General features: G+C 30.3%; 21 protein-coding genes. 3 read left to right on the forward strand and 18 right to left on the reverse strand.

The annotated features are described in order from the left end of the window. Window positions 1-80 precede the first annotated feature (80 nt). Window positions 81-821, forward strand: coding sequence for an LPS export ABC transporter ATP-binding protein (lptB, locus tag BUC29_RS11740; RefSeq protein ID WP_017494919.1), 741 nt, complete (start codon window positions 81-83; stop codon window positions 819-821). Between the two features lie 108 nt (window positions 822-929). On the opposite strand, the gene BUC29_RS11745 is transcribed toward lptB, so the two are convergent. Both BUC29_RS11745 and BUC29_RS11750 read right to left on the reverse strand, forming a co-directional pair. After that, the gene (locus BUC29_RS11745; RefSeq protein WP_073416359.1) at window positions 930-1,784 is read right to left on the reverse strand and encodes a glycoside hydrolase family 25 protein; all 855 of its coding nucleotides are present in this window, start codon (window positions 1,782-1,784) and stop codon (window positions 930-932) included. Between the two features lie 9 nt (window positions 1,785-1,793). After that, the gene (locus BUC29_RS11750) at window positions 1,794-2,528 is read right to left on the reverse strand and encodes a CDP-alcohol phosphatidyltransferase family protein (RefSeq protein WP_073416440.1); all 735 of its coding nucleotides are present in this window, start codon (window positions 2,526-2,528) and stop codon (window positions 1,794-1,796) included. A 206-nt stretch (window positions 2,529-2,734) separates the two neighbouring features. Here BUC29_RS11750 and BUC29_RS11755 point away from each other — a divergent pair, with 206 nt between their 5' ends. After that, window positions 2,735-3,802: a putative type IX sorting system protein PorV2 gene (locus BUC29_RS11755; RefSeq protein WP_449403971.1), complete on the forward strand. Its 1,068-nt coding sequence runs from the start codon at window positions 2,735-2,737 to the stop codon at window positions 3,800-3,802. Window positions 3,803-3,835: 33 nt separating this feature from the next. After that, window positions 3,836-4,975, forward strand: a complete 1,140-nt coding sequence (locus tag BUC29_RS11760) for a lipoprotein N-acyltransferase Lnb domain-containing protein (protein WP_073416360.1) — start codon at window positions 3,836-3,838, stop codon at window positions 4,973-4,975. A gap of 4 nt (window positions 4,976-4,979) precedes the next feature. Here BUC29_RS11760 and BUC29_RS11765 read toward each other — a convergent pair whose 3' ends face one another. The 16 genes from BUC29_RS11765 to BUC29_RS11840 form a co-directional block, all read right to left on the reverse strand. Further along, on the reverse strand, window positions 4,980-6,374 hold the full coding sequence (locus tag BUC29_RS11765) for a sugar transferase (RefSeq protein ID WP_073416361.1): 1,395 nt from the start codon (window positions 6,372-6,374) through the stop codon (window positions 4,980-4,982). Between the two features lie 64 nt (window positions 6,375-6,438). Continuing rightward, on the reverse strand, window positions 6,439-7,773 hold the full coding sequence (locus tag BUC29_RS11770; protein WP_073416362.1) for an O-antigen ligase family protein: 1,335 nt from the start codon (window positions 7,771-7,773) through the stop codon (window positions 6,439-6,441). 14 nt (window positions 7,774-7,787) lie between these two features. Beyond that, entirely contained in the window at window positions 7,788-8,876 is a 1,089-nt protein-coding gene (locus tag BUC29_RS11775; RefSeq protein ID WP_073416363.1) for a glycosyltransferase, read from the reverse strand. Further along, window positions 8,873-9,991 (reverse strand): glycosyltransferase family 4 protein, encoded by a 1,119-nt coding sequence (locus BUC29_RS11780; RefSeq protein ID WP_073416364.1) that lies wholly within the window; start codon window positions 9,989-9,991, stop codon window positions 8,873-8,875. Before BUC29_RS11780 ends, BUC29_RS11775 begins: the two co-directional genes overlap by 4 nt. Beyond that, window positions 9,988-10,989, reverse strand: coding sequence for a glycosyltransferase family 2 protein (locus tag BUC29_RS11785; protein ID WP_073416365.1), 1,002 nt, complete (start codon window positions 10,987-10,989; stop codon window positions 9,988-9,990). Before BUC29_RS11785 ends, BUC29_RS11780 begins: the two co-directional genes overlap by 4 nt. Further along, window positions 10,986-12,536, reverse strand: a complete 1,551-nt coding sequence (locus BUC29_RS11790) for a glycosyltransferase family 2 protein (protein ID WP_244160822.1) — start codon at window positions 12,534-12,536, stop codon at window positions 10,986-10,988. The genes BUC29_RS11785 and BUC29_RS11790 overlap by 4 nt, the downstream gene beginning before the upstream one ends. Before the next feature lie 2 nt (window positions 12,537-12,538). Beyond that, entirely contained in the window at window positions 12,539-13,684 is a 1,146-nt protein-coding gene (locus BUC29_RS11795) for a glycosyltransferase family 4 protein (protein ID WP_073416366.1), read from the reverse strand. A gap of 4 nt (window positions 13,685-13,688) precedes the next feature. Beyond that, window positions 13,689-14,570, reverse strand: coding sequence for a hypothetical protein (locus BUC29_RS11800; protein WP_073416367.1), 882 nt, complete (start codon window positions 14,568-14,570; stop codon window positions 13,689-13,691). Beyond that, complete coding sequence (locus BUC29_RS11805; RefSeq protein WP_073416368.1) at window positions 14,570-16,003, reverse strand: MBOAT family O-acyltransferase; 1,434 nt, start codon at window positions 16,001-16,003, stop codon at window positions 14,570-14,572. The genes BUC29_RS11800 and BUC29_RS11805 overlap by 1 nt, the downstream gene beginning before the upstream one ends. A 31-nt stretch (window positions 16,004-16,034) precedes the next feature. Then, entirely contained in the window at window positions 16,035-17,429 is a 1,395-nt protein-coding gene (locus BUC29_RS11810; protein ID WP_073416369.1) for a UDP-glycosyltransferase, read from the reverse strand. Beyond that, window positions 17,429-18,556, reverse strand: a complete 1,128-nt coding sequence (neuC, locus tag BUC29_RS11815) for a UDP-N-acetylglucosamine 2-epimerase (RefSeq protein ID WP_073416370.1) — start codon at window positions 18,554-18,556, stop codon at window positions 17,429-17,431. Before neuC ends, BUC29_RS11810 begins: the two co-directional genes overlap by 1 nt. Before the next feature lies 1 nt (window position 18,557). Next, window positions 18,558-19,598: an N-acetylneuraminate synthase gene (neuB, locus tag BUC29_RS11820; RefSeq protein WP_073416371.1), complete on the reverse strand. Its 1,041-nt coding sequence runs from the start codon at window positions 19,596-19,598 to the stop codon at window positions 18,558-18,560. A 5-nt stretch (window positions 19,599-19,603) separates the two neighbouring features. After that, the gene (locus tag BUC29_RS11825; protein WP_073416372.1) at window positions 19,604-20,272 is read right to left on the reverse strand and encodes an acylneuraminate cytidylyltransferase family protein; all 669 of its coding nucleotides are present in this window, start codon (window positions 20,270-20,272) and stop codon (window positions 19,604-19,606) included. Further along, on the reverse strand, window positions 20,272-21,285 hold the full coding sequence (locus tag BUC29_RS11830) for a glycosyltransferase family 4 protein (RefSeq protein ID WP_244160823.1): 1,014 nt from the start codon (window positions 21,283-21,285) through the stop codon (window positions 20,272-20,274). Before BUC29_RS11830 ends, BUC29_RS11825 begins: the two co-directional genes overlap by 1 nt. 96 nt (window positions 21,286-21,381) lie before the next feature. Then, complete coding sequence (locus BUC29_RS11835; RefSeq protein WP_073416374.1) at window positions 21,382-22,467, reverse strand: glycosyltransferase family 2 protein; 1,086 nt, start codon at window positions 22,465-22,467, stop codon at window positions 21,382-21,384. After that, entirely contained in the window at window positions 22,464-23,483 is a 1,020-nt protein-coding gene (locus BUC29_RS11840; protein ID WP_073416375.1) for a glycosyltransferase family A protein, read from the reverse strand. The genes BUC29_RS11835 and BUC29_RS11840 overlap by 4 nt, the downstream gene beginning before the upstream one ends. Window positions 23,484-23,530: the final 47 nt, after the last annotated feature.

Here is a 23,530-nt window from a genome sequence, read left to right on the forward strand (position 1 = left end):
ATACGTTTAACTGTTGAATCGTTTATTCGTTAATTTGCAGCGACTAAACGATTTATCGATTAAACGATTAAACTTAAAAAATGAAATTAAGAGCCGATAATTTAATAAAAACATATAAAGGCCGAAGTGTTGTAAAAGGAATTTCTGTCGAAGTAAATCAGGGAGAAATTGTTGGACTTTTGGGGCCAAATGGTGCCGGAAAAACAACATCCTTTTATATGATCGTAGGATTGGTAAAACCAAATTCCGGAAATATTTATCTTGATGATTTGAATATTACTGATTATCCGATGTACAAACGTGCACAGCAGGGTATTGGTTATTTGGCACAAGAAGCTTCTGTTTTTAGAAAATTAAGCATTGAAGATAATATTTTGAGCGTTTTGCAACTAACTAAACTTTCGAAGGAAGCTCAAATTGCTAAAATGGAAAGTTTAATTGAAGAATTCAGCTTAGAACATATTCGTACTAACCGAGGTGATTTACTTTCTGGAGGTGAGCGTCGTCGTACCGAAATTGCCCGTGCACTGGCAACCGATCCTAAATTTATTTTATTGGATGAGCCTTTTGCAGGAGTTGACCCGGTTGCGGTTGAAGACATCCAGAGAATTGTAGCGCAGTTAAAAAATAAAAATATCGGAATTTTAATTACCGATCACAACGTTCAGGAAACTTTAGCGATTACTGACAAAACATACTTAATGTTTGAAGGAGGAATTCTAAAAGCCGGGGTTCCAGAAGAGCTAGTAGAAGACGAAATGGTTCGTAGAGTATATCTGGGACAAAACTTTGAGCTTCGTAAAAAGAAACTTGAATTTTAAGAAAGTTATATATTAATGGTAAAAAGTGAAATGTAAATTGCTTTTTACCATTTTTAATTTCACATCTCACTTTTTACATCTCACTTTTTACATCTTACTTTTCACATCTTACTCTACAGTAATAAACTGCAGCTGCTCAATATCACCATTATAGATATTCACATCAACACGATGTTTAATTCCAGGCAGAGAAGCTTTTTCTGTAAACTGCCAAAAAAGCCAATCGTCTTCAATTTTTTCGCGATAGAAATTGTAATTAGCAATCCAAAACAGATATTCCCCAAATTCTTCTTTTAAGAAATCAGAATAATATCTTTCTCCTGAATAAATAATAGGACGAACCTGATAATGTTTCTCAACTTTAGTTAACCAGCGTTTTAAACCTTTTTTCAAACTGTCTAAAGGCTGATTTTTGGGTAATTTTTCGATATCTAAAACTGGCGGAAGATCGCCTTTTTGCAACTTTACGGTTTTGATAAAAAGATTCGCCTGTTCAATAGAATTTTCGTTTGGACGATAATAATGATAAGCACCGCGCATAATTTTATTCTCTTTAGCGCCTTTCCAATTTCGTTTAAACTGACTGTCTACACGATCGTTTCCGGCAGTCGCACGAATGAAAACAAATTGTACTGGATATTTTTCATCTAGAATTTCAACTTCTTCCCAATCGACTTTTCCCTGAAATTCAGAAACATCAATTCCAACGACTTTTCCTTTATGATTTTCGAGAACGCGAATATTTCTAACATCCGAAAGATGCTTGTCTACCTCATCTTCATCCAGAACTTTTTCTGACTTAAATCCTAGATAATAAGCCAGCCCTTTACGATAGTGATAAAGAGTTCCTATAAAAAGAAGCGCGAAGAAAATCAACAAAAGAAATCGAAAAATCCTGCTTAGAAATGATCTTCCTGCCGGTTTTCTCGAATATGTTTTACGGTAAGTCGTTTTTCTTGCCATTCGAATAAATTACTTTTTTTTCAAAAACAAATTATTTACGATCGAAAGTAAAACGTAAAAAATAATAATTAAAGGAACAGCTCCGAAGTGAAATAATAAAAGTAACACAAAAGAAATAACTAAAAATACAATCTGTAACGCATTATCTTTAAAATTAAACTTTTTCACTTTTAAAGAAAACAACGGAATTTCTGCATTTAAAATATAAGCACTGCATAGCGTTATTACCAATAAAACGTATTGATTAGTCAGGATTTCCAAAAGCATTAAAGAATCTGAAAACTTTAAGACCAACGGAAGGCTTAGAATGAAAAGTGAATTTGCAGGTGTTGGCAAGCCGATAAATGAATCTGTCTGACGTGTATCAATATTAAAATTTGCCAATCGATAACAAGATCCTAAAGTCACGATAAATCCTAAAAATGGAATTGCCGGGCTTGTTCCTAATTCGTGTGCGCTGTTTGCAAACAAACTATACATTACATATCCAGGCGCAACTCCGCTCGTAACCATATCAGCCAGGGAATCTAACTGTAGACCAAGCGGACTTGAAACTTTGAATAATCGGGCAAAAAAACCATCAAAAAAATCAAAAAAGATTCCAAGACAAACCATGTAAAAAGCCATTTCGTAATTAAAAGAATCTCCAGTTTCGATTGCTTTCGAAACAAAAACTATTGCCACGCAGCCACAAAAAAGATTTATTAAGGTAATTAAATTCGGAATGTGCTTTTTGATATTCATGTTTTGGTTTGATAAAATTTGAATGACAAATTTCGCATAAATAAGCGACATTAATAGAAAAAATTTCTATTAAAATTTCTATTAGATAAAAAGCTGGCAAAGATGGATTTTATAAACTTAACTTCTATAATAATTAAATTAGATGCATAAAATATTCTATTTTTGAGGAAAATTAAAATAGACATTCGTCTGCAAAAAACTATCGATTGAAAAAACTTTTTGCATTTTTATTATTTTGGAGTTTTGCTTCGCAATATGCACAAACCGTTCGGAAATATTCGAATGAGTTTATGAATATTGGCGTTGATGCCGCAGCTCTGGGAATGTCTAGTGCTGTGACCGCTTCTACAAATGATGTAAATGCAGTTTATTGGAACCCGGCTGGTTTAGTTCATCTTGAAGATCATCAGCTTTCTTTGATGCATGCGAGCTATTTTGCCAATATTGCCCAATATGATTTTATTGGCTATGCTAGTCCAATTGACGATCGAAGTGCCTGGGGAATTTCTATGATTCGTTTTGGTGTAGATGATATAATGGACACAACCGAATTAATAGACAGTCAGGGAAATATTGATTATAATAGAATCCGTTTGTTTTCTACTGCCGATTATGGTTTTACTTTTTCTTATGCGAGAAAACTTCCTGTTGAAGGTTTTCAATATGGAGTAAACGCAAAAATTATCCGTAGAGTTATTGGTAAGTTTGCCAATTCGTGGGGTTTTGGTTTTGACGTTGGACTTCAGTTTGAGCATAACGACTGGAAATTCGGACTGATGCTTCGTGATATTACGACAACCTATAATGTTTGGAATATTGACGAAGAAGAATATGCAAAAATTGCAAATGCTATTCCGGGAGAAAACAATGAATTACCAGAAAGTACTGAAATTACTTTGCCAAAAGCACAATTAGGCGTTTCAAGAAAATTTGAATTTCATGGCGATTACAGTCTTTTGGCTGCCGGAAACTTAAATATGCGTTTTGAGCAGACTAACGATATTATTTCATCAAAAGTTGTAAGTATTGATCCCGCTCTTGGTTTTGAGTTTGGTTATACTGATATTGTTTTTTTAAGAGCCGGCGCCGGAAATTTTCAAAATGTAACGCAGTTGGACAATACCGAAAAATTAAGTTTTCAACCCAATATTGGTCTAGGTTTTAAATACAAAGGCATTCAGGTTGATTATGCATTGACTGATTTAGGAAACCAAAGCGCGGCTTTGTACTCTAATATATTTTCGATAAAAGTAGATTTAGGCATTTTTAGATAATTACAAACCTTAAACTTTTTAAAATTTTAAATCATGAAAAAAGTCCTTTTCAAAAAAACACTTTTTAGTTTACTATTGTTATTAAGTTTTACTATTGGCTTTAGCCAAAATATACCTTTATCAAAATATGCAAAAATAAGTGTAATTACCTGCGGATTAGGAAATGAAACTTATTCTTATTTTGGCCACACAGCTATACGTGTAGAAGATCCTATAAACAATCTCGATGTAGTTTACAATTACGGGGCTTTTGATTTTAGAACGCCAAATTTTGTTGCCAAATTTGCAAAAGGTGATTTACAATATTTTGTAGTAGTTCATTCATTTCCTGATTTTATAAATGATTATACTTATGAAAAAAGAAGTGTTTTTGAACAGGAATTACTTATTTCTCCAGAATTGAAACAGAAGCTTTTTGACAAACTAAACGCTGTTTTGCTGTCTGAAGAACGTTATTATACTTATAAATTTATTGATAAAAACTGCACATCGATGGTTGTGGATATTATCAATTCGACTTTGGGAGGAAATATAATTGTAAAAAAAGAGGATACTGACAAAACCTATCGTTCTGTTTTGTTTCCTTATTTTAAAGGGCATTTTTACGATCAACTAGGAACTAGCATCATTTTCGGAACTAAAGTTGACCAATTGGCTACCAGAATCTTTTTGCCTTTTGAATTAAAAAACAGTTTAGATGAAACAACTTTTCAGGGACATCTTTTGGCTGGAAAAAGTAAAACGCTTTTAAATTTTGAGAAAGAAACTCCAACGTCTTGGTGGAACAACATCTATACTTATCTTTTTATCTTAGGGTTTGTTATTGTAGTGCATAATAAAATTGTAGATAAAATTTATCTTTTGATTTTGGCCTTAATGGGAGTATTTTTTGTTTCGGTTGGATTTTATTCTTTTCACCAAGAACTGGCGATGAATTACAACGTATTGCTGTTTAGTCCGCTTTTATTGATTTTGCTTATATTTTCAATTGCAAAAAACAAAAAATGGACTTATCGATTTGCTGTTTTACATTTACTGTTTTTAATTGTTTACAGCATATTTATGATTAACAAAGCACATTTTTTAATTGTACTGCCAATGATCATTACAAGTGGTTTTGTTTTAGTGAGAGTTGCTATAAGAAACAAAAAACGTATTCCGATAATTATCTAATTATTTATTGTCCGCGGTAAAATAAAACGGTAGTAATTGTTTTGAATGTAATACTGAGATCAAGGAAAATGCTGCGGTGTTTGATGTAATAGAGATCATATTGTAGTTTTATTAAACTCTCTTCAATCGATTCGCCATAAGAATAGTTGACCTGAGCCCAACCTGTAAGTCCTGGTTTTATGACGTGGCGTGTTTCATAAAAAGGCATTACTTTGGCAATTTCATCAACAAAAAATGGTCTTTCGGGTCTTGGTCCAATTACGGCCATATCGCCTTTTAAAACATTGTAAAACTGTGGCAATTCGTCAATTCTTGATTTACGCATGAATTTTCCAAAAGGAGTTATTCTTTTATCATTAAAAACAGCGAAAACAGCACCGTGTATTTCAGAAGCCTCGATCATGGTTCTGAATTTATAAATTTTAAAAACATTTCCGTTTTTACCAACTCTATCTTGTGTGTAAAACAAACTGCCTCTGTTTGCTAAAAGATTTCCAATAAAAATAAAAGGAATAAAAATCAAACAGATTAGTAAGCCTGCAAAAGAAAACAAAAGTTCTAAAAAACGAATTAAAAACAAATATAGTTTATTGTTATTGCTTCGGCTAAAAGGAAAGAAACGATAAAAATCGCGTGAAATGTAATGTACCGGAATGCGTTGTGTTTTGCTCTCGTAAACCTGAGTATATTCTCTAATGATATTTCCAGATTCTAATAAATGAAGTAATTGTTGATATAAATCTGCTGTAATACCATCTGTTTTTTGAGAGGCGATTACAATTTCTGAAATGCTGTGATTGACAACAAAATCTTCTAATTCACTTTTATCAATTTCTTTTACATAATGAAAATCAACATTGGTTGTCGAAGTCGAATCAGAATTTACAAATCCAATTATTTTATAATGCGGATCAACGTTTTCTAATCCTAAAACTAGTTCTTCAACCTGATCCTGATCACAAATCAAAACAACATTTTGTGAAAACCGATGTGATGCCAAAAAAACTGCGTAAAAGAAACGCCATAACAAGACTGTAAACAGCAACGTAAGATAAAAAATCAATATTACTAACCGCTGTTTTGGCAGTTCTGGCGATAAAATTGGTGTAAGAAGGTATACTAAACCTGTTGTAGAAACTGAAAGAACAACGCTCTTAAGTATTTGAAACTGATTGCTTGCAACCTGTAGATTGTACATTTCGAAAATTGTTCCAAATATGTATAAATATCCAATAAGAATTAATGGTCTATAAATATTTTGTATTTCGAATGCAAAATAATGGTAATTGAAAAAAACATTTAAGAAATATAGTGCAGACAAAATAAATACTGCATCAAAAGCAAAAAGTAAAACTTTTCGTTCTGAAAATTCAAAATGCATTTTATTATTTGAACGCATGCTTATGTAGGTTTAGGGGCTTAAACTGAAAGCAAATGTATTATAAAAAACCAAACTAGAAAGGTTATGTTTCTGTTTTTTCAGTAAATTTAACTTGTACGGAAAGAAGTGTCAGAGCGTATACAAAAGCTGGGGCGGCTGTTCGCATTGCAGCATGATTTATAGTTAGTAACCAAAAAACATAAAAAGATAAAAAGTAAAGATGTTGAAGATTGTTTATGTAAGATATAAAAGGAACTAATAACAGCAGAAACAACCCGATTATACCAAATAAACCATGCTCACTAAGCATACGTGAAATTTCATTATGAGAAGCAACTTCTCCCAAATCTTCTTTTCTCAATTCCTTTCCTACACCAACTCCCACTCCTAAAATAGGGTTATCTACAAAAAGCTTCAATTCAGCATCTATAATTGCTTCTCTTCCTCCTAAACGATCTTTTTTCTCTCTTCCTCTTGCATCTTGATTAGCATATCTTTTTGTAATTAATCCATTAGTTTGCAAGGAAGTATAAGTCCAGACTCCTAGAGCAAGTCCTCCCATCAAAACAACAACCAAACCAATCTTATTTTTCCCTATTCTATTTGAAAAATAATACATTAGGCCTAACAAAAGAACTATCATTACTAATCCTGATATTACACCTCCTCTTGAAAATGTCACAATACCTCGATAACTGACAAAAATCAATAGAAAACCATTCAAAATTATTTCTTTTTTTGTTTTTGAAAATAGAACGAACTGCGAAAAAAAAATAAACATCCCCAATCCTAAGATGGTAGAAACCTGATTTGGTCCAAATCCTCCCGACGTTTCAAAATTAGATTGTGTTCCGGTTACAACATCACGAACACTCGGATTATACAAAAACAAATAGACTGTAATCGTAACTATAGGCAATCCCATTAAAAGAACTATATTTTGAAGTGTTGAAAAAGAAATTCTTCTTGCATACATATACATAGAGCAGAAGGATAAACAAACTGGTCCAGATAAATTAAACATCAAAGCTTTTTTTATATCTGTATTTAAGCTTGCCATTTCAAAAGTTACCAAAATTCCCGGTATCAATAATAGCATTAACAACAAATAGACAAGACCTTTTTTTGAAAAATTACTGTAAATCATTCCTAAGAACATAAAGAAAGTAATTAGGATTTTTACATATTCATTATTAAAATTCCCACCAGTCATTCTTAAAAAAACTTCTGCTCCGACAAGGTATGCTGCTACAAAAATAACTTCGTTGTTTCTGTTTTTATTTCGAATAACAAAGTACAAACCTACAGCAGGAATCGCAATCGAATATAGTTTTGACAAAAAAGGCAAAACAAAAACCGCAAAAGCAATTAATACATGAAATATAAGAATGTAATATGGCGAAAACTTTTTACTCATTTATTCAGTAATATTTATTTGGCAAAATTAGGCAAAGAATTCAACCATAAAATGTAATCATTTATTATTGCTTCTTCACTATAATTAAACGATACAACTTTATTAAGGTTTTGTCCTAATTCAATCCTTTTCTTTTCATTGTCGATTAAACTTTGAAGAACTTCATTAAATTGTTCAATATTGTTTGATTCAATTACAAATCCTTCTTTTTCAGAAATAATAATTTTTGAAATCTCGCCAACATTTGTTGCAATAACTGGTAATTTATACAAACCGTATTCTAATACAGCAAGTGGTAGTCCTTCAGATATAGATGGTAAAACTGCTATATCACACTGCTCTAATGCTTTCCCAACATTATTGATACTTCCGTAAAAAAAAACATGCTCTTGAAGTTTTAAATCATTTACTTTTTTATAAAGCAATTCAGAATGAGAATCCTGAAAATCTTTTCCTAATAAATGAAAACTCCAATCTGGATTTTTTGAACATATTAAATAAGCTGTATCAATTAAAAACTCATGATTTTTTTGGGGACGCAGGTTGGCTAAACAAATTATTCTTTTACCATCATTACCTTTTAAAACCATTTTTTCACTTGTACTGTACAACTCACCTATAAAATTAGGAAAAAATTCAGCATTAGGGCATGATAAATAAGATAAGGCCCAGTTTTTCAAAGAAGAGTTTACAGAAATTATTCCACTGAAGAAAAATGATCCTAGCTTTAAACTTAAATTTTTTCTTAAAGATAAATCCTGAGAAATCCCATAATGATCATGCCAAACTATTTTAATCTGTGGCAATACAAATTTTACTAAAATTGCAATAAAAAATGAAGAACTGTGGGCATGTATAACTTCAACTTTATTATTCTTCAAATACTGTCTTAATCGGGAAACAGCTTTCAGATCTATGCTTTTATTTTTTTTTAAAAACAAATATGAAACTTGTTTATCAATTTGTGATAATAGCTGACCTTCTTTTCGAGTTGCAATTAATCCTGAAAATTCTATTTTCTTGCACAAAGCATTTGCATAATTAACCGCCATTCGCTCAGCTCCTCCTGATTCTAGAGAATCTATAATTTGAACAATTCTCATACAGTCAATATTTTTTTTATTTCAGAATCAAAAAGATCAGTTGTATACTTTTGAGACCACTGCATTGTAGATTCCTTTTTAGCTTCAAGAATATTTTTATTCAGCAAAATTTTTTCTATCTGGTGAATATCTTTTTCTAAATCTTTTTCTAACATAACTCCACGATTACCATAATCTAACATAAAAGGAACACAAGAAACACTTGTTGCCAAAGGTATACATCCCCAAAACATTCCTTCTGCAATTGCTTTAGGCCAACCTTCACTCTTAGATGGTAAAATAACAAAATGACTTTTTTTATAAGCTTTTTTGAGAGTTTCTTTATCTTGATTACCTTGAAAAAAAATGAATTTGTCTAGTTTATTTTCCTTAGTATAGTTTTCTAAAGATTCTCTTTCTATTCCTTCACCATATAAACTTAATTTTACATCATTGCCTTTTTCCAACAGCGCTTCTATAAGTTTTATAGCATACAGAGGATTCTTTCCTTTAACCAAACTTCCTGTAAAAATAAAATTTATACCTGATTTTATATTTTCCTTTTCAATACTTTCTTTTTCAGATTCCGAATAAGTTGCTGTAAAAAAAGATTTTATATTTCTCGATTGATTATCCCAGTTTCCATAAACCAAAACTTGTATATTTTTAGTTAAAAAAGGATGATTTAATATCCATCTTTGTAAACGATAAGTCCATGGCTGTTTGCTTTTTGGGTCCCAATTTCCAGCATACTTGGCAGTCTTAATTTTCTTTGGGAATAAAATTTGGACAAAACAAGCAATTAATCCAACATTGCCGGGACATCGAAGATGTATATGATCGGCTTCTTTCATTACCCAAAAAATTCTCCAAAAAATAAGAGGTAACTTAAAAAGTGACCTTAAATTGTTTCTGAAACTAGTAAAATTAAAGTCTGGTATTCTTCTAAAATCTATCTTATCATGTGCATAAGGAACGTCTATTGCATTAATATTGGTCTTTTCTAATGGAGCAACGATAATTACCTCATCAACATATTTTAACCAAATATTCATTTCACGAACATATGGCGCATAACCTAAATATTCGTTTCCTTTTTTGGCATGATTTACATGAGTAATGACAGCAAATTTCATTTTATAAATTTTGGTTTATTAAATAATAAACTCCACAGACCAACAATTCTCCCTAAAGCTTCTGTAAATGCTTGTTTTTTATTTTTTTCAGTTATTACATTCGTTAAGCGGATTATCGTTAGCAAAACGGTAATAGAATTCCATTTAAATTTAGCATTAAAATTTGGAGTTGGATTTTTGATTCTCCATACATACCAACCATTTCTAACTACCATTTTTCCATATCGATATTGATTTGGCCTTCCCGACGGATTGTGAAAGTGGTATAGTCTCGCAGCAGTGTTTACATATAAATTTCCCGTTTTGGCTACCCGCAATGTAAAATCCGCATCTTCATATAAACCATAACCTTCAAAATAAGTTGAAAATGAAAAAGTTTCAAAAACTGATTTTCGGAAAGATGAAACTCCGCCCATCAATTGCTCAACATTGTAAGTTTTACCACTTGGAGGTAAAAAACTAATACTCCTCCCATGTGAGAATAAAGGCAAAAATCCAGGAGGACAATCACTATTTAATTTAAGTCTTTTTCTTAACACAAAACGGCTTCCGTCTTTGCGTTTCCATCCATCAAAACTAAACTCATTTATTAGTGGTTGATAACCCTGACTCACTTGTTCCCATTGGGTTTCATTGGTAATATACCCCCCTACGCCCAATGCAAAAGGGTATTGGTTATATGTAGCTAAAAGATTTTCAAAATAATCTGATTCTAAAACCGTATCATCATCTAAAAAACAAATGATTTCAGAATTACCATCTACTTTTGAAATTCCAAAATTACGCTGTCTGGTGAGACCGCGATCAGATTTAGAAACTAAAAAATATTTTAAATTGTGAAATTCATTTTGAGTTAAAACAATTTGTGTTGCATCATTTAATGAACCATCAACAATTATAATTTCATTGGGATAAATAGTTTGCTTTTGAACCGATTTTAATAAAACCAACAAAGGTTCCGGGCGCATATATGTACAAATAATCAACGAAAAATTCATTCTTTTTTATTTAATTCATTAGCCCAATAAATACTGCTTTTCCATTGCTTTTTGAAAGTGGAAAAATATGCAAACGGATTTTTAATAGATTGAGATTTATAGTATTTAAAAAATAAGGTCGTTTTATAACCATTAATTTGTTCTGAGGTTAAATACAATATTTTATACAACATAATAGTTGGAGAAGGTTTTGGCTGTATTAAATCTTTTTGCCAGGCTAAAACAGGTTTAATTCTGAAGCCGCCAATAGGAGCTTTAAGATGCAAAATTTCAGGTTTTGGAAAATATAGAACATCAAATCCCAAATTTCTTAATTGCATACCAAAATCAGAGTCCTCTCCAAATCCAAATTCAAATTTAGTGTTGTAAAATATCTGAGCTATGTTTTTTGACTTAACAATACTACAACCTGAACCAAAAGCATTCCACTGAAAGGTTTGGTTTATTTTTTTATTTTTTGGATAATTGGAAGTATAACAGCCAAATGTAATTTGTTCTCCACCTTGCTTTTCTATCAATAAAAAGGCTTCTTCTAAAAAATTATTCTCAATTCTTATGTCATCGTCTGCCATAAAAGTCCATTCACTATCAACTTCGGCTATAGCTAAATTTCTTGCATTACACGCTCCCATTTCATGTATAAAAATATGTTTTATTTGAAATGGCCAATTTTCATCTTTTAAATAATCAAGTTCAGAAACACTGTTTACATCAGGATTCTGTTCAACAATTATTACTTTTTTGATTAAATGTTTTTGATTCGATAAATCTTTTAAAAAATCGTATAAATATTTTTTCCTGCCAAGTGTTGGAATTATAACATCAACATTTCTAGTAGTTACAGTCTGTTTTAAAGAATGAGGTTGGATTTTATCTAACAGATCGTTTTTGGATTTCCTTTTACTATAAAAAAGACTCGAAAGTACAGGAAGAACTAATAGTTGATTTTCATAGAGAAAAATATTTAAAAATAACAAGAAAATCCAACGTGTTTTATAGTGTTGTTTTACAAATCTAAAAAGTGTAAAATTTGAAAACTTTTGCGGTATAATTAAATCGTGATTATTAAATAGTCTTGGTTCAGAATAACATAACAATCCCAAGGGCATACCTATTTTAGCAATAGAATTTAGAAAATAATCCAAATTTTTACCTGCCTTAATAGAATCTTTTATAGCTAACAATACTGAAGCATGAATAACTCCAACATCGCTATTCATTTGCCACGTGGGGAAAGTTACTTTTTTATTGACTTTTATAAATGGAGATTCTTCAACATACCCAATCATTTTACCTAAATAATTCAAATCATTTGAGCAATATGATAACATCATTTTATTGTGATGGAATATTTTTTCAATTTCTCCTAAATTCAAAAAACCCTTAAAATTAATATTACACCAAACTATTTTTGCATATGAATACTTAAAAGCTAATTCTGTCATAACAGATGCAATAGTAATGGTAGTATCAAAAGATAAAACGTCATTATTTTGAGTTATAACTTTTTGTACTTTATTTCTGTTATGATATAATATTATTATCAAAATTAAGAGATTAGCGATTTATAAAATTCAATGTTTTTCTTTGCTAAAACTTCTATGTCAAAACATTCTTCAACTTTTTTTCTTGCTGATTTTCCTGCTTCTAAACATAGTTTCTCATTATTTAGAAATTCTATTATTCTTTGAGAATACAAATTATGATCTTTCGGATTAACTAAAAATCCATTTTTGCCTTCCTCAATCATTTCATTAGCCCAGCCAATATTTGAAGCAATAATTGGTTTTTCCATAGCCATCGCCTCTAACCAGGAAACAGGAAATGCTTCGGCAAAAGATGGAAAGACACAAATTTTTGACTTTTCAATTACTTGTTTTACCTCTTCATAAGGAACACTTCCTAAATATTCTACATTTTTTAGTGCCGAATCAGAGAAAAGTGGCTGCATCATTTCCCATGTTGAAGATTTTCCAGACATGATATCCGGAACGTCTCTTCCAACTAAAATTAATTGAGCTTCTGGATTTTTCTCTATTACTTTATTAAAAATTAATGGCAACTCTAAAAGTCCTTTTTTACGAATCAAACTTCCAAAGTACAAGATGTTTTGCCCCGTGTTATTATTTGAGTTTCTATTTTGAAACAATTTAGAATCAATGGGATTTGGTATAATTGCAAATTTCTTATGTAAGTTAAAAACAGCATTAGTTTTATCAGCTGTGAACTGACTTACTGATAATAATCCATCTGCATTTTGTAAAGCTTTTTTTTCATGAAATTTGTTCTTCCACTTTACCGGGCGATCATCTAAATGACAGAAATAAGTATCAGAGCCGTTTAATCTTATTATTATAGGACATTTTTGAGGTTTTATAAAAGAAGTTATTCCTGTCCAATCTGGAGCTTCAACTACATCAATTTTATTATTAGAATGTAATTCATTAATAATTCTTTCGAGTTTTTTTCTGGTAAAAAACCAAGAAAGACCTTTAAATTTTACATTTTTAACCTGTTGAACCAAAATACCATTATCATCAAAAATGGCATCTTCTTTTTGACCATAAACAAGAATTCTTACTGAAACGCCTTGAGCCAAAAGACCCACTGCTAAATTTTTAATACTTGTACCAATACCACCTGAACTTCCCGTTCTTGAATGCGGGTATTCAGGAGTTAAAAAAGCTATTTTCATAAAATTATTTATTAAAAAAATCTTTTAGAATTCTTGCTGTAAATATTTTTGCTCCATTATCAGTCATATGGCCACAAGATGAAAAATATTTATCCTCGATAACTACGTTTTCATAATTATGAATTTCAGGATAAGCTTTTTTTACTTTCTCAAAATAATTCATCCCTTTTACATTCTCACACATAGGTGTCATAACAGCAATGAAATTTATTTTGTGTGATTTGCAGATTGCTTTAATTTCTTCGTAATATTTATTATGAGGTAATGGGTTTAAATTTACAATGTTGTTTTTCATATTGCCATTTTTATGTTTTTCTAATGGGTAATAACCCAGATTATCAAGCGTATTTGTTTTTTCTTTCACAAGGATCTTGTAAACTTCTCTAAAACCAATTTTACTATCAAATTTTATAAATCTATAAAAAGGCAAATAATACAACTCATTAAAATTATCTTGTGTTTCAAAATGTTTTTTTATCACTTTAGAACTATGAATGAACGGTAAAAATTTAGCTGAAACACCTTCGGCTTCTTTTTCATTAGAAAGATTCAAATCTGCCTCCAAAATTACATTTTTGATTTCATATTTTCTTTCTATCATTAATTTCAACATTAAGGAAGCTTCAAATAAATGTCCGCCGCTCATGCCATAATTAAAGGTTTTTAATCCTTTATCTTCAAACATTTTTGAAACAAAATGATTATTTGCCCGAGACGATCCAAGAATAACCACATCATATTTTAGGGCTTTGGAATTTACAACAGTTTCGACTTTTCCGCGGTTTTTAGATTGAAAAAAAACTACTGTATAAAAACCATCTAAAATGATTGCTATTAAAATTGCTAGTAGAAATATTTTGGCTGTATAAATTAAAAAACGCTTCATTAAAACTGAAAATATATAAATTCTTTATAATCTGAAAATGTTCCAAACGCCATGATCGCTAATATTGCTAAAGCTATTTTAAACGAACTTCTTTTTCCTGAAAGGGGTTCAATTTTAGTACGACTATTCCATTCAACCCAAACAAATGCACCTATTAAAAGAACTAATTCATAATTATATCTTTCGTTGTCTAAGTATTGGAAACTAAAATCATGGTTTAGAACTAATCGTTTTAGATATAATACTGCATCAGTTATTGTTTTTGCTCTAAAAAAAACCCAGGCAATGCAGGTTATAATAAAAGTTGAAATAATGCTAAATATTACTCTTAAAGAAGTAAAATTCCATTTTAGGCTTATAGAATCTATATTGTTTCTATTACTGTTTGATAAAAGTAATGGTAAAAAATAAACTGCATTTATAAATCCCCATACGATATATGTCCAATTAGCTCCATGCCAAAAACCGCTGACTATAAAAATGATGAATGTATTTCTAATTTTCATCCAAAGTCCGCCTTTGCTCCCTCCTAATGGGATATATAAATAATCACGAAACCAAGATGAAAGTGAGATGTGCCATCTTCGCCAAAACTCAGCAATATCTCTTGAAAAATAAGGGTAATTGAAATTTCTCAGCAAATCTATTCCAAACAATTTTGAGACTCCCAAAGCAATATCCGAATATCCTGAAAAATCACCATAAATCTGAAATGCAAAATAAACTGCTCCCATAATCAATGAGAACGAATTCATTGATGGATAATTATCAAAAATGGCATTGGCATAAACCGCACAAGTATCTGCAATAACTACTTTTTTTACTAACCCCCAAATAATTTGACATATACCATCTTTAGCATTTTGAATATTAAATTCACGCTTAACTTTTACCTGCGGAAGTAAATGTGTAGCTCTTTCGATTGGACCTGCAACCAAAAGCGGAAAGTAGCTAACAAATAGCGAATAATCGATAAAATTATACTCCGCTTTTATTCTTTTGTAATATATATCAATTACATATGATAATCCATGAAAGGTGTAAAATGAAATTCCAACCGGAAGAATAACTTTTAATAAAATCGGACTCGCCTGGAATCCCAACGCAGAAAACAAATCTGCAAAAGAAGATGCAAAGAAATTATAATATTTAAAAATCCCTAAAAACCCTAAATTGGCAGATATACTTAACCAAAACCAAAACTTTCTACTTCTTTCCGACTTTCCTTTTTCAATTTGAATTCCGGTATAATAATCTAAAAAAGTGGAAAAAACCAACAGAAACAGAAATCGCCAATCCCAACAAGAATAAAAGTAATAACTAGCAACTATTAATAAAGCATTTTGCGTGCTTTTATTTTTATTAAAGACAAACCAATAGAGCAAAAAAACGATTGGTAGAAAAATAGCAAATGCTAAAGAATTAAAAAACATAAATTAATTAAGAATTTATTGAAAATGGAAATTAGTTAATAATTGATTCTATTGCTTTCCATATTCTTAGTGAGGCCTCTTTTGGAGGATGTTGATTTATAATCTCAAACCAACTTTTAGCATATTCGATTGTTTCATCCGGTTGATATAATCCTAGTTTTATTTTATCAGCGATTTCTTCGGCAGAGTCAAGCCAAATTACTGCTTTTTTATTTGGCATTGAACGAAAATGAACGTAGTTATAGATTTTAGAAACTGACCAATCTGCATCAATTTTATTTGAAACATCATAATTAATAAACGCACAGGCTTTTTGAAAACAAGCATAATCAAAAACCATTGAAGATCCTAAATTTACTACCATTTCAGTATGAAAGATAGTGTTTGCCAAAAGTTTAATATCAGAATTAGTAGGAAGGATTGTGTTCCAGCCTTCTCCTATTTTTTTCCATAATGGATTTACAGAAACAATGATGTCTTCGTTTTTTTTTAAAACCTCATCATATCTGTTAGAAAAATCTACAGGGCAACGTCTGAATATAATTCCTAATGATTCTCCTTCGATATTTAATTTTCTAACAGCATCAGCAACATCAGATAAATATTTGGCATCATCTGGACAAGTAGTAATATCATCGCCTGAATAACAGATATATTTTTTGTTTATATCCAGTTTATGTTCTTCAAAAAAATGCTGCTTGTCAATAATTATCTCATTTTCGAAATGACTTTCGAATTGAGGTGTTCCTACAACAAAAACATCTTTTTCATTTATATAAGGATAATAATCAAGAAGTTCTTTTTTCATATGTTCGCTCCAAACGAAATAATAATCTGTTTCAACAACCATTGTTGCTTTTGGCAGATTATCCCACGAAAAAATAAAAGTGCCTGTTGGTATTTGAAGTTCCTTTGCGGCCAATAATGGTGCAATGGCTAAAACGGGACGTTGATTCGTACAGAAAACAAAATCAGGTCTTTCTTCCTGAAGAGTTCTTAAGCAATTATTATAATATGCACTTTTTTTCTCGCTATTTTTTATTTTTTTACGAACTTTTTCCAATCCTTTTTTTGAAGAATGTGTTGCTATAAAAAATCTAGATGCATAACTTTTAATAGCAGTTTTAATGTTTTTATAGGAAAATGGAAAACGGTATGTATCGTAAACTAAATCGCCTTTGTCTTTTATACTTAGATTAAGCTCGATCTGTTTTCGGGCATTTTTGTAACTATCTGTCAAAGGATTTGATTTTGCGCCTCTAATTTTGATATCGTCAAATCCTAAATCTGTTAAATTAAAAGGAGTATTATTCCAATACTTAATTTTAATTTTGAGATCTAATCCAATTTTATAAAAATTAGAAAAAGCAAAATTTCGGAGTCCAACCCCATCAGGAAATAAAATAAAAACTTTTTTCTCAGGCATTAATTATCTCTAAATTGTTTTTGATGATTCAGCTGCCAAATATCTGATTTCTGCAAACAATTAAGAAATAATTCTGCGCTATTTCCTTTGCCAAAATCATTATTTGATATTTGTACTTTATGTTTGTCAATAATCGAAAGAGCTTTACTAATCTCTTTTTCAGAATAATCAACATTTATAATATCAGCATGAATTGCTCTATTTTGCTGTCTGGTTCCAATATTTATAATTGGTATTCCGTAATATGGTGCCTCACGTATTCCTGCGCTGCTATTACCTATAATGAATTGGCTGTTTTTTAATAATGTCAAAAAATATTCAAATCGAAGAGAGGGAAAAATCCTGAACCTTTCATTCTGTTTTAATTTCTCATATGCTTTCAAAACAAATTGACTGCCAAGATCATTGTTAGGATAAATTACAACATAATTATGATTGTCTTTTAAAAGAGCTGACACAAAATTTTCTGCATATTGTTTCATTAAATTAATTTCGGTCGTTACCGGATGAAACATTACAATTGAAAAATTGTCAAATGGAATATCATAATAGCTTTTAGCTGTTTCTAAATCAGGCAGCTGATTAGAAAACATAATATCAATATCTGGAGAGCCAATCGTAAATACAGATTCTTTAATTTCCCCCATTTGAATAAGTCTTTTTGAGGCTTCTTTATTAGAAACAAAATGAATGTGACTTAATTTACTAACGCTGTGTCTTATTAATTCATCTACAGTTCCTGATATTTCTCCTCCTTCAATATGGGCTACCAGAATATTATTAAGAGATCCTACAATAGCTCCGGCAAGTGTTTCAACGCGGTCGCCATGTACAATTATCATATCAGGCTGAATCGTTTTAACATAATCTGAAAATCCTTCAATAGTTTTGGCTAAAGTCAAATCCATTGTAGTTTCGTGTGTATGGTTGACGAAAGTATAAATATTCTTAAAATTACATCTTTCAATTTCCAGTAAGGTATAACCATACTCTTCTTGTAAATGCATCCCTGTAACAAATAGAAAAACCTCAAATTCATTTTGAGTTTCTAAAATTGTTATTAATGATTTAATTTTTCCAAAATCAGCTCGGGTACCGGTTAGAAAAAGTATTTTTTTCTTTGACATATTATTGAATATCTTCCCAAATCAATTGTTCATCATTTTCAATATCTCTTGTTGCTGCTTTACCAATTATAGCATTGAAATTTTCTGCTAAGATTTTCCCCGTTCCAGGGCGTTTTACCCAAATATTTTCTTTGGTAAAAATCTCCCCTTTTTTTATTGGAGCGATTGTACACACAGTTGCGAAAGCAAAATCTATTGTTACTTGTTCTTCTTCTGCAGGTTTTTTAGATCCTCCGCGCATTTGCGCAATTTCGGCACTAGAAATTATTAATTCATGACATGCTTCTTCATCCATACTGCAAATGATATCTGGTCCTGTACGCTGCATATGATCTGTAAAATGTCTTTCTAAGATACTTGCCCCTAATGCAACTGCCCCTAAACAAGCATTATTATTTAAAGTATGATCACTTAGTCCAAAAACTTTGTCTGGAAAAGCTTCATGTAATTCTAACATTGCACCAAAACGAACTAAATGAATTGGCGTTGGATATAAATTTGTAGTATGTAATAATGCGACCGGAATATTGTGTTTATCAAAAACAGCAACTGCTTTTTGTATACTTTCAATCGTATTCATACCAGTACTCAAAATAACAGGTTTACCAAAAGAAGCTATATGTTCTAATAATGGATAATTATTACATTCTCCTGAACCGATTTTATAAGCGGGAATATCAAATTTTTTAAGTCTTTCGGCAGCTGCACGAGAAAATGGAGTAGAAATAAAAATCATGCCTTTGCTTTCAACATAATTTTTAAGCTCTAGTTCTTCAGCTTCATTTAGTGAACAGCGTTCCATGATTTCATAAATAGAAACATCTGCATTTCCCGGAATTACTTTTTTTGCGGCACCAGTCATCTCATCTTCAACAATATGAGTTTGATGTTTTACAACTTCAACTCCCGCTCTTTTTGCTGCGTCAACCATTTCTTTAGCTACTTGAAGCGAACCTTCATGATTAATTCCTATTTCGGCAATCACTAACGGAGGATAATCAGGTCCTATTTTTCGGCCCGCAATTTCTATATATGGATTCATATTAATTAAGCAATTTGATGTTTTTGGTATAAATATTCTGCGTAATCAAGGTCTTCTTGTGTATCAATATCAACATTGGCAAAAATATGATTTACTTCGAATGGTAAAGCATCATTTGAAATAATTATATTTTCTAAAATTAATTTTGATTTTGTTATATAAAGTAAACCATTTTCATAATAAAGAGGTTCAAGATCCTGGCTCCTCTGCCCTATCTCATAATTATATGGAACAAATTTATCTACATTTATTTTCCCTAGTTTTTGATAGTTTCTGGAAACAGTAAATAAGCTATTATAATTTCCCTTTTCATAAACCTGAAATGCTTCTTTTAACAAATTATCTGGACGTAAAGGATTCGTAGCCTGTAATAAAACCACATTTTCTACATCAAATTCAATTGATTCTAATACATGTTTTAATGCTGAAACTGTAGGTTCTAAATCTCCTGATAAAGATTCTGGTCTATCAATAACTTTTGCCCCAAACTTCAATGCTGTTTTTTTTATTTCTTCATCATCTGTAGAAACATAAATTTCGTCAATTATACTGCTATTTTGCTTAGCAAATAAAATACTGTGAACTAACAGTGGAATTTCTCCTAAAAGCATTACATTTTTTTTAGGTAACCTTTTAGAACCTCCTCTGGCCGGAATGACAGCAATGGTTTTCATTATTTTAAAGTCTTTTTAGCATTTTCAATAATTTTATTCATTCCTAAATTCCAGCTTTGAGCCGAATATAAATTATCTGGAATTATAGTTTCGTTTATTTCTTTTTGATTTAAAAATTCTAAAATTGCATCTTCCCATTCTTGTTGAAAATGCGGATTTTCAATTAGTTTTCCTAATTTCCCATATTGCAATACCTCGGGAACACCTCCTAATGCAGATGCAATACAATAACACCCTGAATGTAAAGCTTCGATTAAACTTAAACCAAACCCTTCATGCCAAAGTGTTGGGAACAAATAACAATCTGACATTTGGTAATATTTAGGAAGTTCATTGTTTGGAACGCTACCTAAAAAATGAACTCCTTCAATTTGAATATTTCGTTTAGCGCCTACAACCAATAAAGCTGTATTTTTATATTGTGAATATATATTCTTCCAAACTTGAAGTATAAAATCTAATCCTTTTTTCGGAAGATCTTTTGAACACCAAATGAAAACTTTTTTGTCCTTTAAATCTAATTCGTTTCTTAAATTTATTTTTTGCTCAAAAGTAGCTTTATTAAATTTTGTAGTATCGATCCCATTATGAAGTACAGAAAATTTACATGGCAAAATGGTATAACAATCCTTATGCACTTTATAACTATCATGAGTGAGTAAAACCATTTCGTCTATACTTTCAAAGAACCATCTTCCACGAAAATTTTCTAAAAAAGGAGGATATCCATGATAAAAAAACTGAATTTGAAAATTTTGTCTCAAGCCTTTTTTAACTAAAAACTCTTGTAAAGGTTTAACTATTCCAAAATTATCTACAATTTGGATAATATATTTATTATCAGGCTTTATTACTTGATTAAGCGCCTTTAAATAACCTAAATATCTTTTTTTAAAAAACTTTCTTTTTATTTTATCAATTATATCTTCAGACGCGATTTGATATTTTACATTTTCAAAAAAGGTTTCTGGTTTAGAACAAATGATATGATCTATTTGATGATCACTTGTCAAATAGTTATAATACATAGTTGTCCAGCTGCCTGTTTTAGAATAAGGAAGTGGAAATTGTGAAAAGAGTATTACTTTGACCATTTTGTTTTTTACAGATTAATAATTCTTTTTTATTTTGAAACTTATACTTTTTAAATCTGGATTAATTTTATATGTGTACGGAAATTGATGATAAAATGAAATAATATGTAAGAGTAGTTTATCATTAATTTCTTTTAAGCTATAATATTTAGGCACTTTTTTACCTATTGCTTTTTTGATTTTATATTTTAAAGATTTTTGAAAATTATCTTCGACAAAACGAACTGCTAAAATTCCATCTTTAAATTTAGGTAATTCAATAAATAAAAAATGCTCAATTATTTCCATTTTATTTATCAAAATCAATTCATTGTCAAAACTTCCCAATTCATTAAATTCTGATTCTGAAATAACTTCTCCCCAAACTTCTGAATTGATAGTTGCATTATCACTTTCATAATTATGCATCAAATGACGGTGATTTATCTCAACTGTCAATGATAACTGCAATTCTCTGTTTAAATGTAAAGTCTCTCTATTTCTATAATTTTTATGCCATTGATGAAGCATCAATACTTGCAGATCATAAAAAAACAATTCACATCCTGTTTTTTTTAGTCTGTTATGTATTTCCGTATCCTCAGCTCCCCAAAAATGAAAAAACTCATCATAACCTCGAATCATTTTGAGTTTTTGAACTGGAAAAAGTGTCATTCCTGTTGCCTCTTCGTTGCTCAAAAATTTAATTTGATAATCGTTAAAACTATCAACGTTTTTATCATTTTCTTCTTCTGCCAAAAAGCCAACCTGAAAATAAGTTGCTTTATCCAGATTACATTCTTTTTCTAAAACGGTCGTAAACTCTGGATGAAAAATCATATCTACATCAGCAGTAAAACAATATTCAGAATCTATATTTTTTAAAACATAATTAAATGCCTTACTCTTGTTCCATGGTTGGTAACAAGTATTTAAATAACAATATTGAATAAAGGAATATTCTTCTGTCAAACTTTTTATTTGACCAGCAATTGATTGTTCAGAACCATAATCGATAAAAACAACTCTAAAATTTTGTTTGTTTTGAGAAGCCAATGAATCTAAAGATTTTTTAATTCTTTTAAGATCACGATTACGATAGGCATAAAGAATTGTAATCATGATAAATAATTTTTAGATTCATTCCAGGTAAGTCCTTTAAAAAATAAAAAACATCTCAAAATTTTCTTGTTTAAGATAAACTTTCCAAAAACTTTGCTCTTAATAAAATAAGACAAGTTAGACTTAGATGTAATCTGTTTTATATTATAGTCAATATTTTTATTGCCTTGAGATAATTTAGAAACTTCGTCATGCATCCAATCTTCCATGACATTTCCCATATGATATGCGAAATTATCTATTGTAGACAATCGCCAAAAGCCTTTTTTAACTACCGGTAAATCAAACAAATCATCACTGTTTCCTCCTAGTACATAATCTGTATAACGTTTTTCTAGTTTATCAAAAATACTCGAACGATATGTTACTATAAAATGTCCTGCTCCAATTACTGCTTTGCATTTTTTACTGGTCAATGTTAAATATTTTTTTAATTGAATAGCGTTATAAAAATCGGCATTCCCTACACTGAGTCCAAATTTTTTTAAAGCTTCGGGATTTACAACATGATTGAATTGGATTTTTTTATTAAATAAATTATCCCAATAAATATTAGCAGTATGATTTCTTAAAGATCGGGAAGATGGTGTTGGACATACGGCTCCTGCTTTGGGAAAACTTTCAAATATTGTATAAGTTTCACTTTGCCAGCCATTCAAAAAAAAGACATCTGCATCAGAAGTTGTAATCAAAGAAAACTTCTGACCCGCTATTCCCTTTAACATTGCATTTATATAACCGATATTGGTAACGTGAATGATTTCTTGTATTTTATTTTGTCTATGTAATTCGTTTAAATAATCTACAACTAAATTACAGCTGCCATTATTAACAATCGTTACATATGTTTTACTATGAATGGTTGCAAACAAAGATTGCAGACATATTTTTAATATTTCAAATCCATCTTTAAAATAGCCTTCCTGATTTGGAATGTAAACAGGAATAACAATCTGATGGAAATAATCTGAGGCAATTTGAGCTTTATCTTTATGTGGATTGTGACCTATTCGCACTTTTAAAATCGATTTTTATATTCTTATTATGAATTGAAAAAATTAAG

This window comes from Flavobacterium defluvii, assembly GCF_900129555.1.
In the GTDB taxonomy this organism is placed as follows: Bacteria; Bacteroidota; Bacteroidia; order Flavobacteriales; family Flavobacteriaceae; genus Flavobacterium; species Flavobacterium defluvii.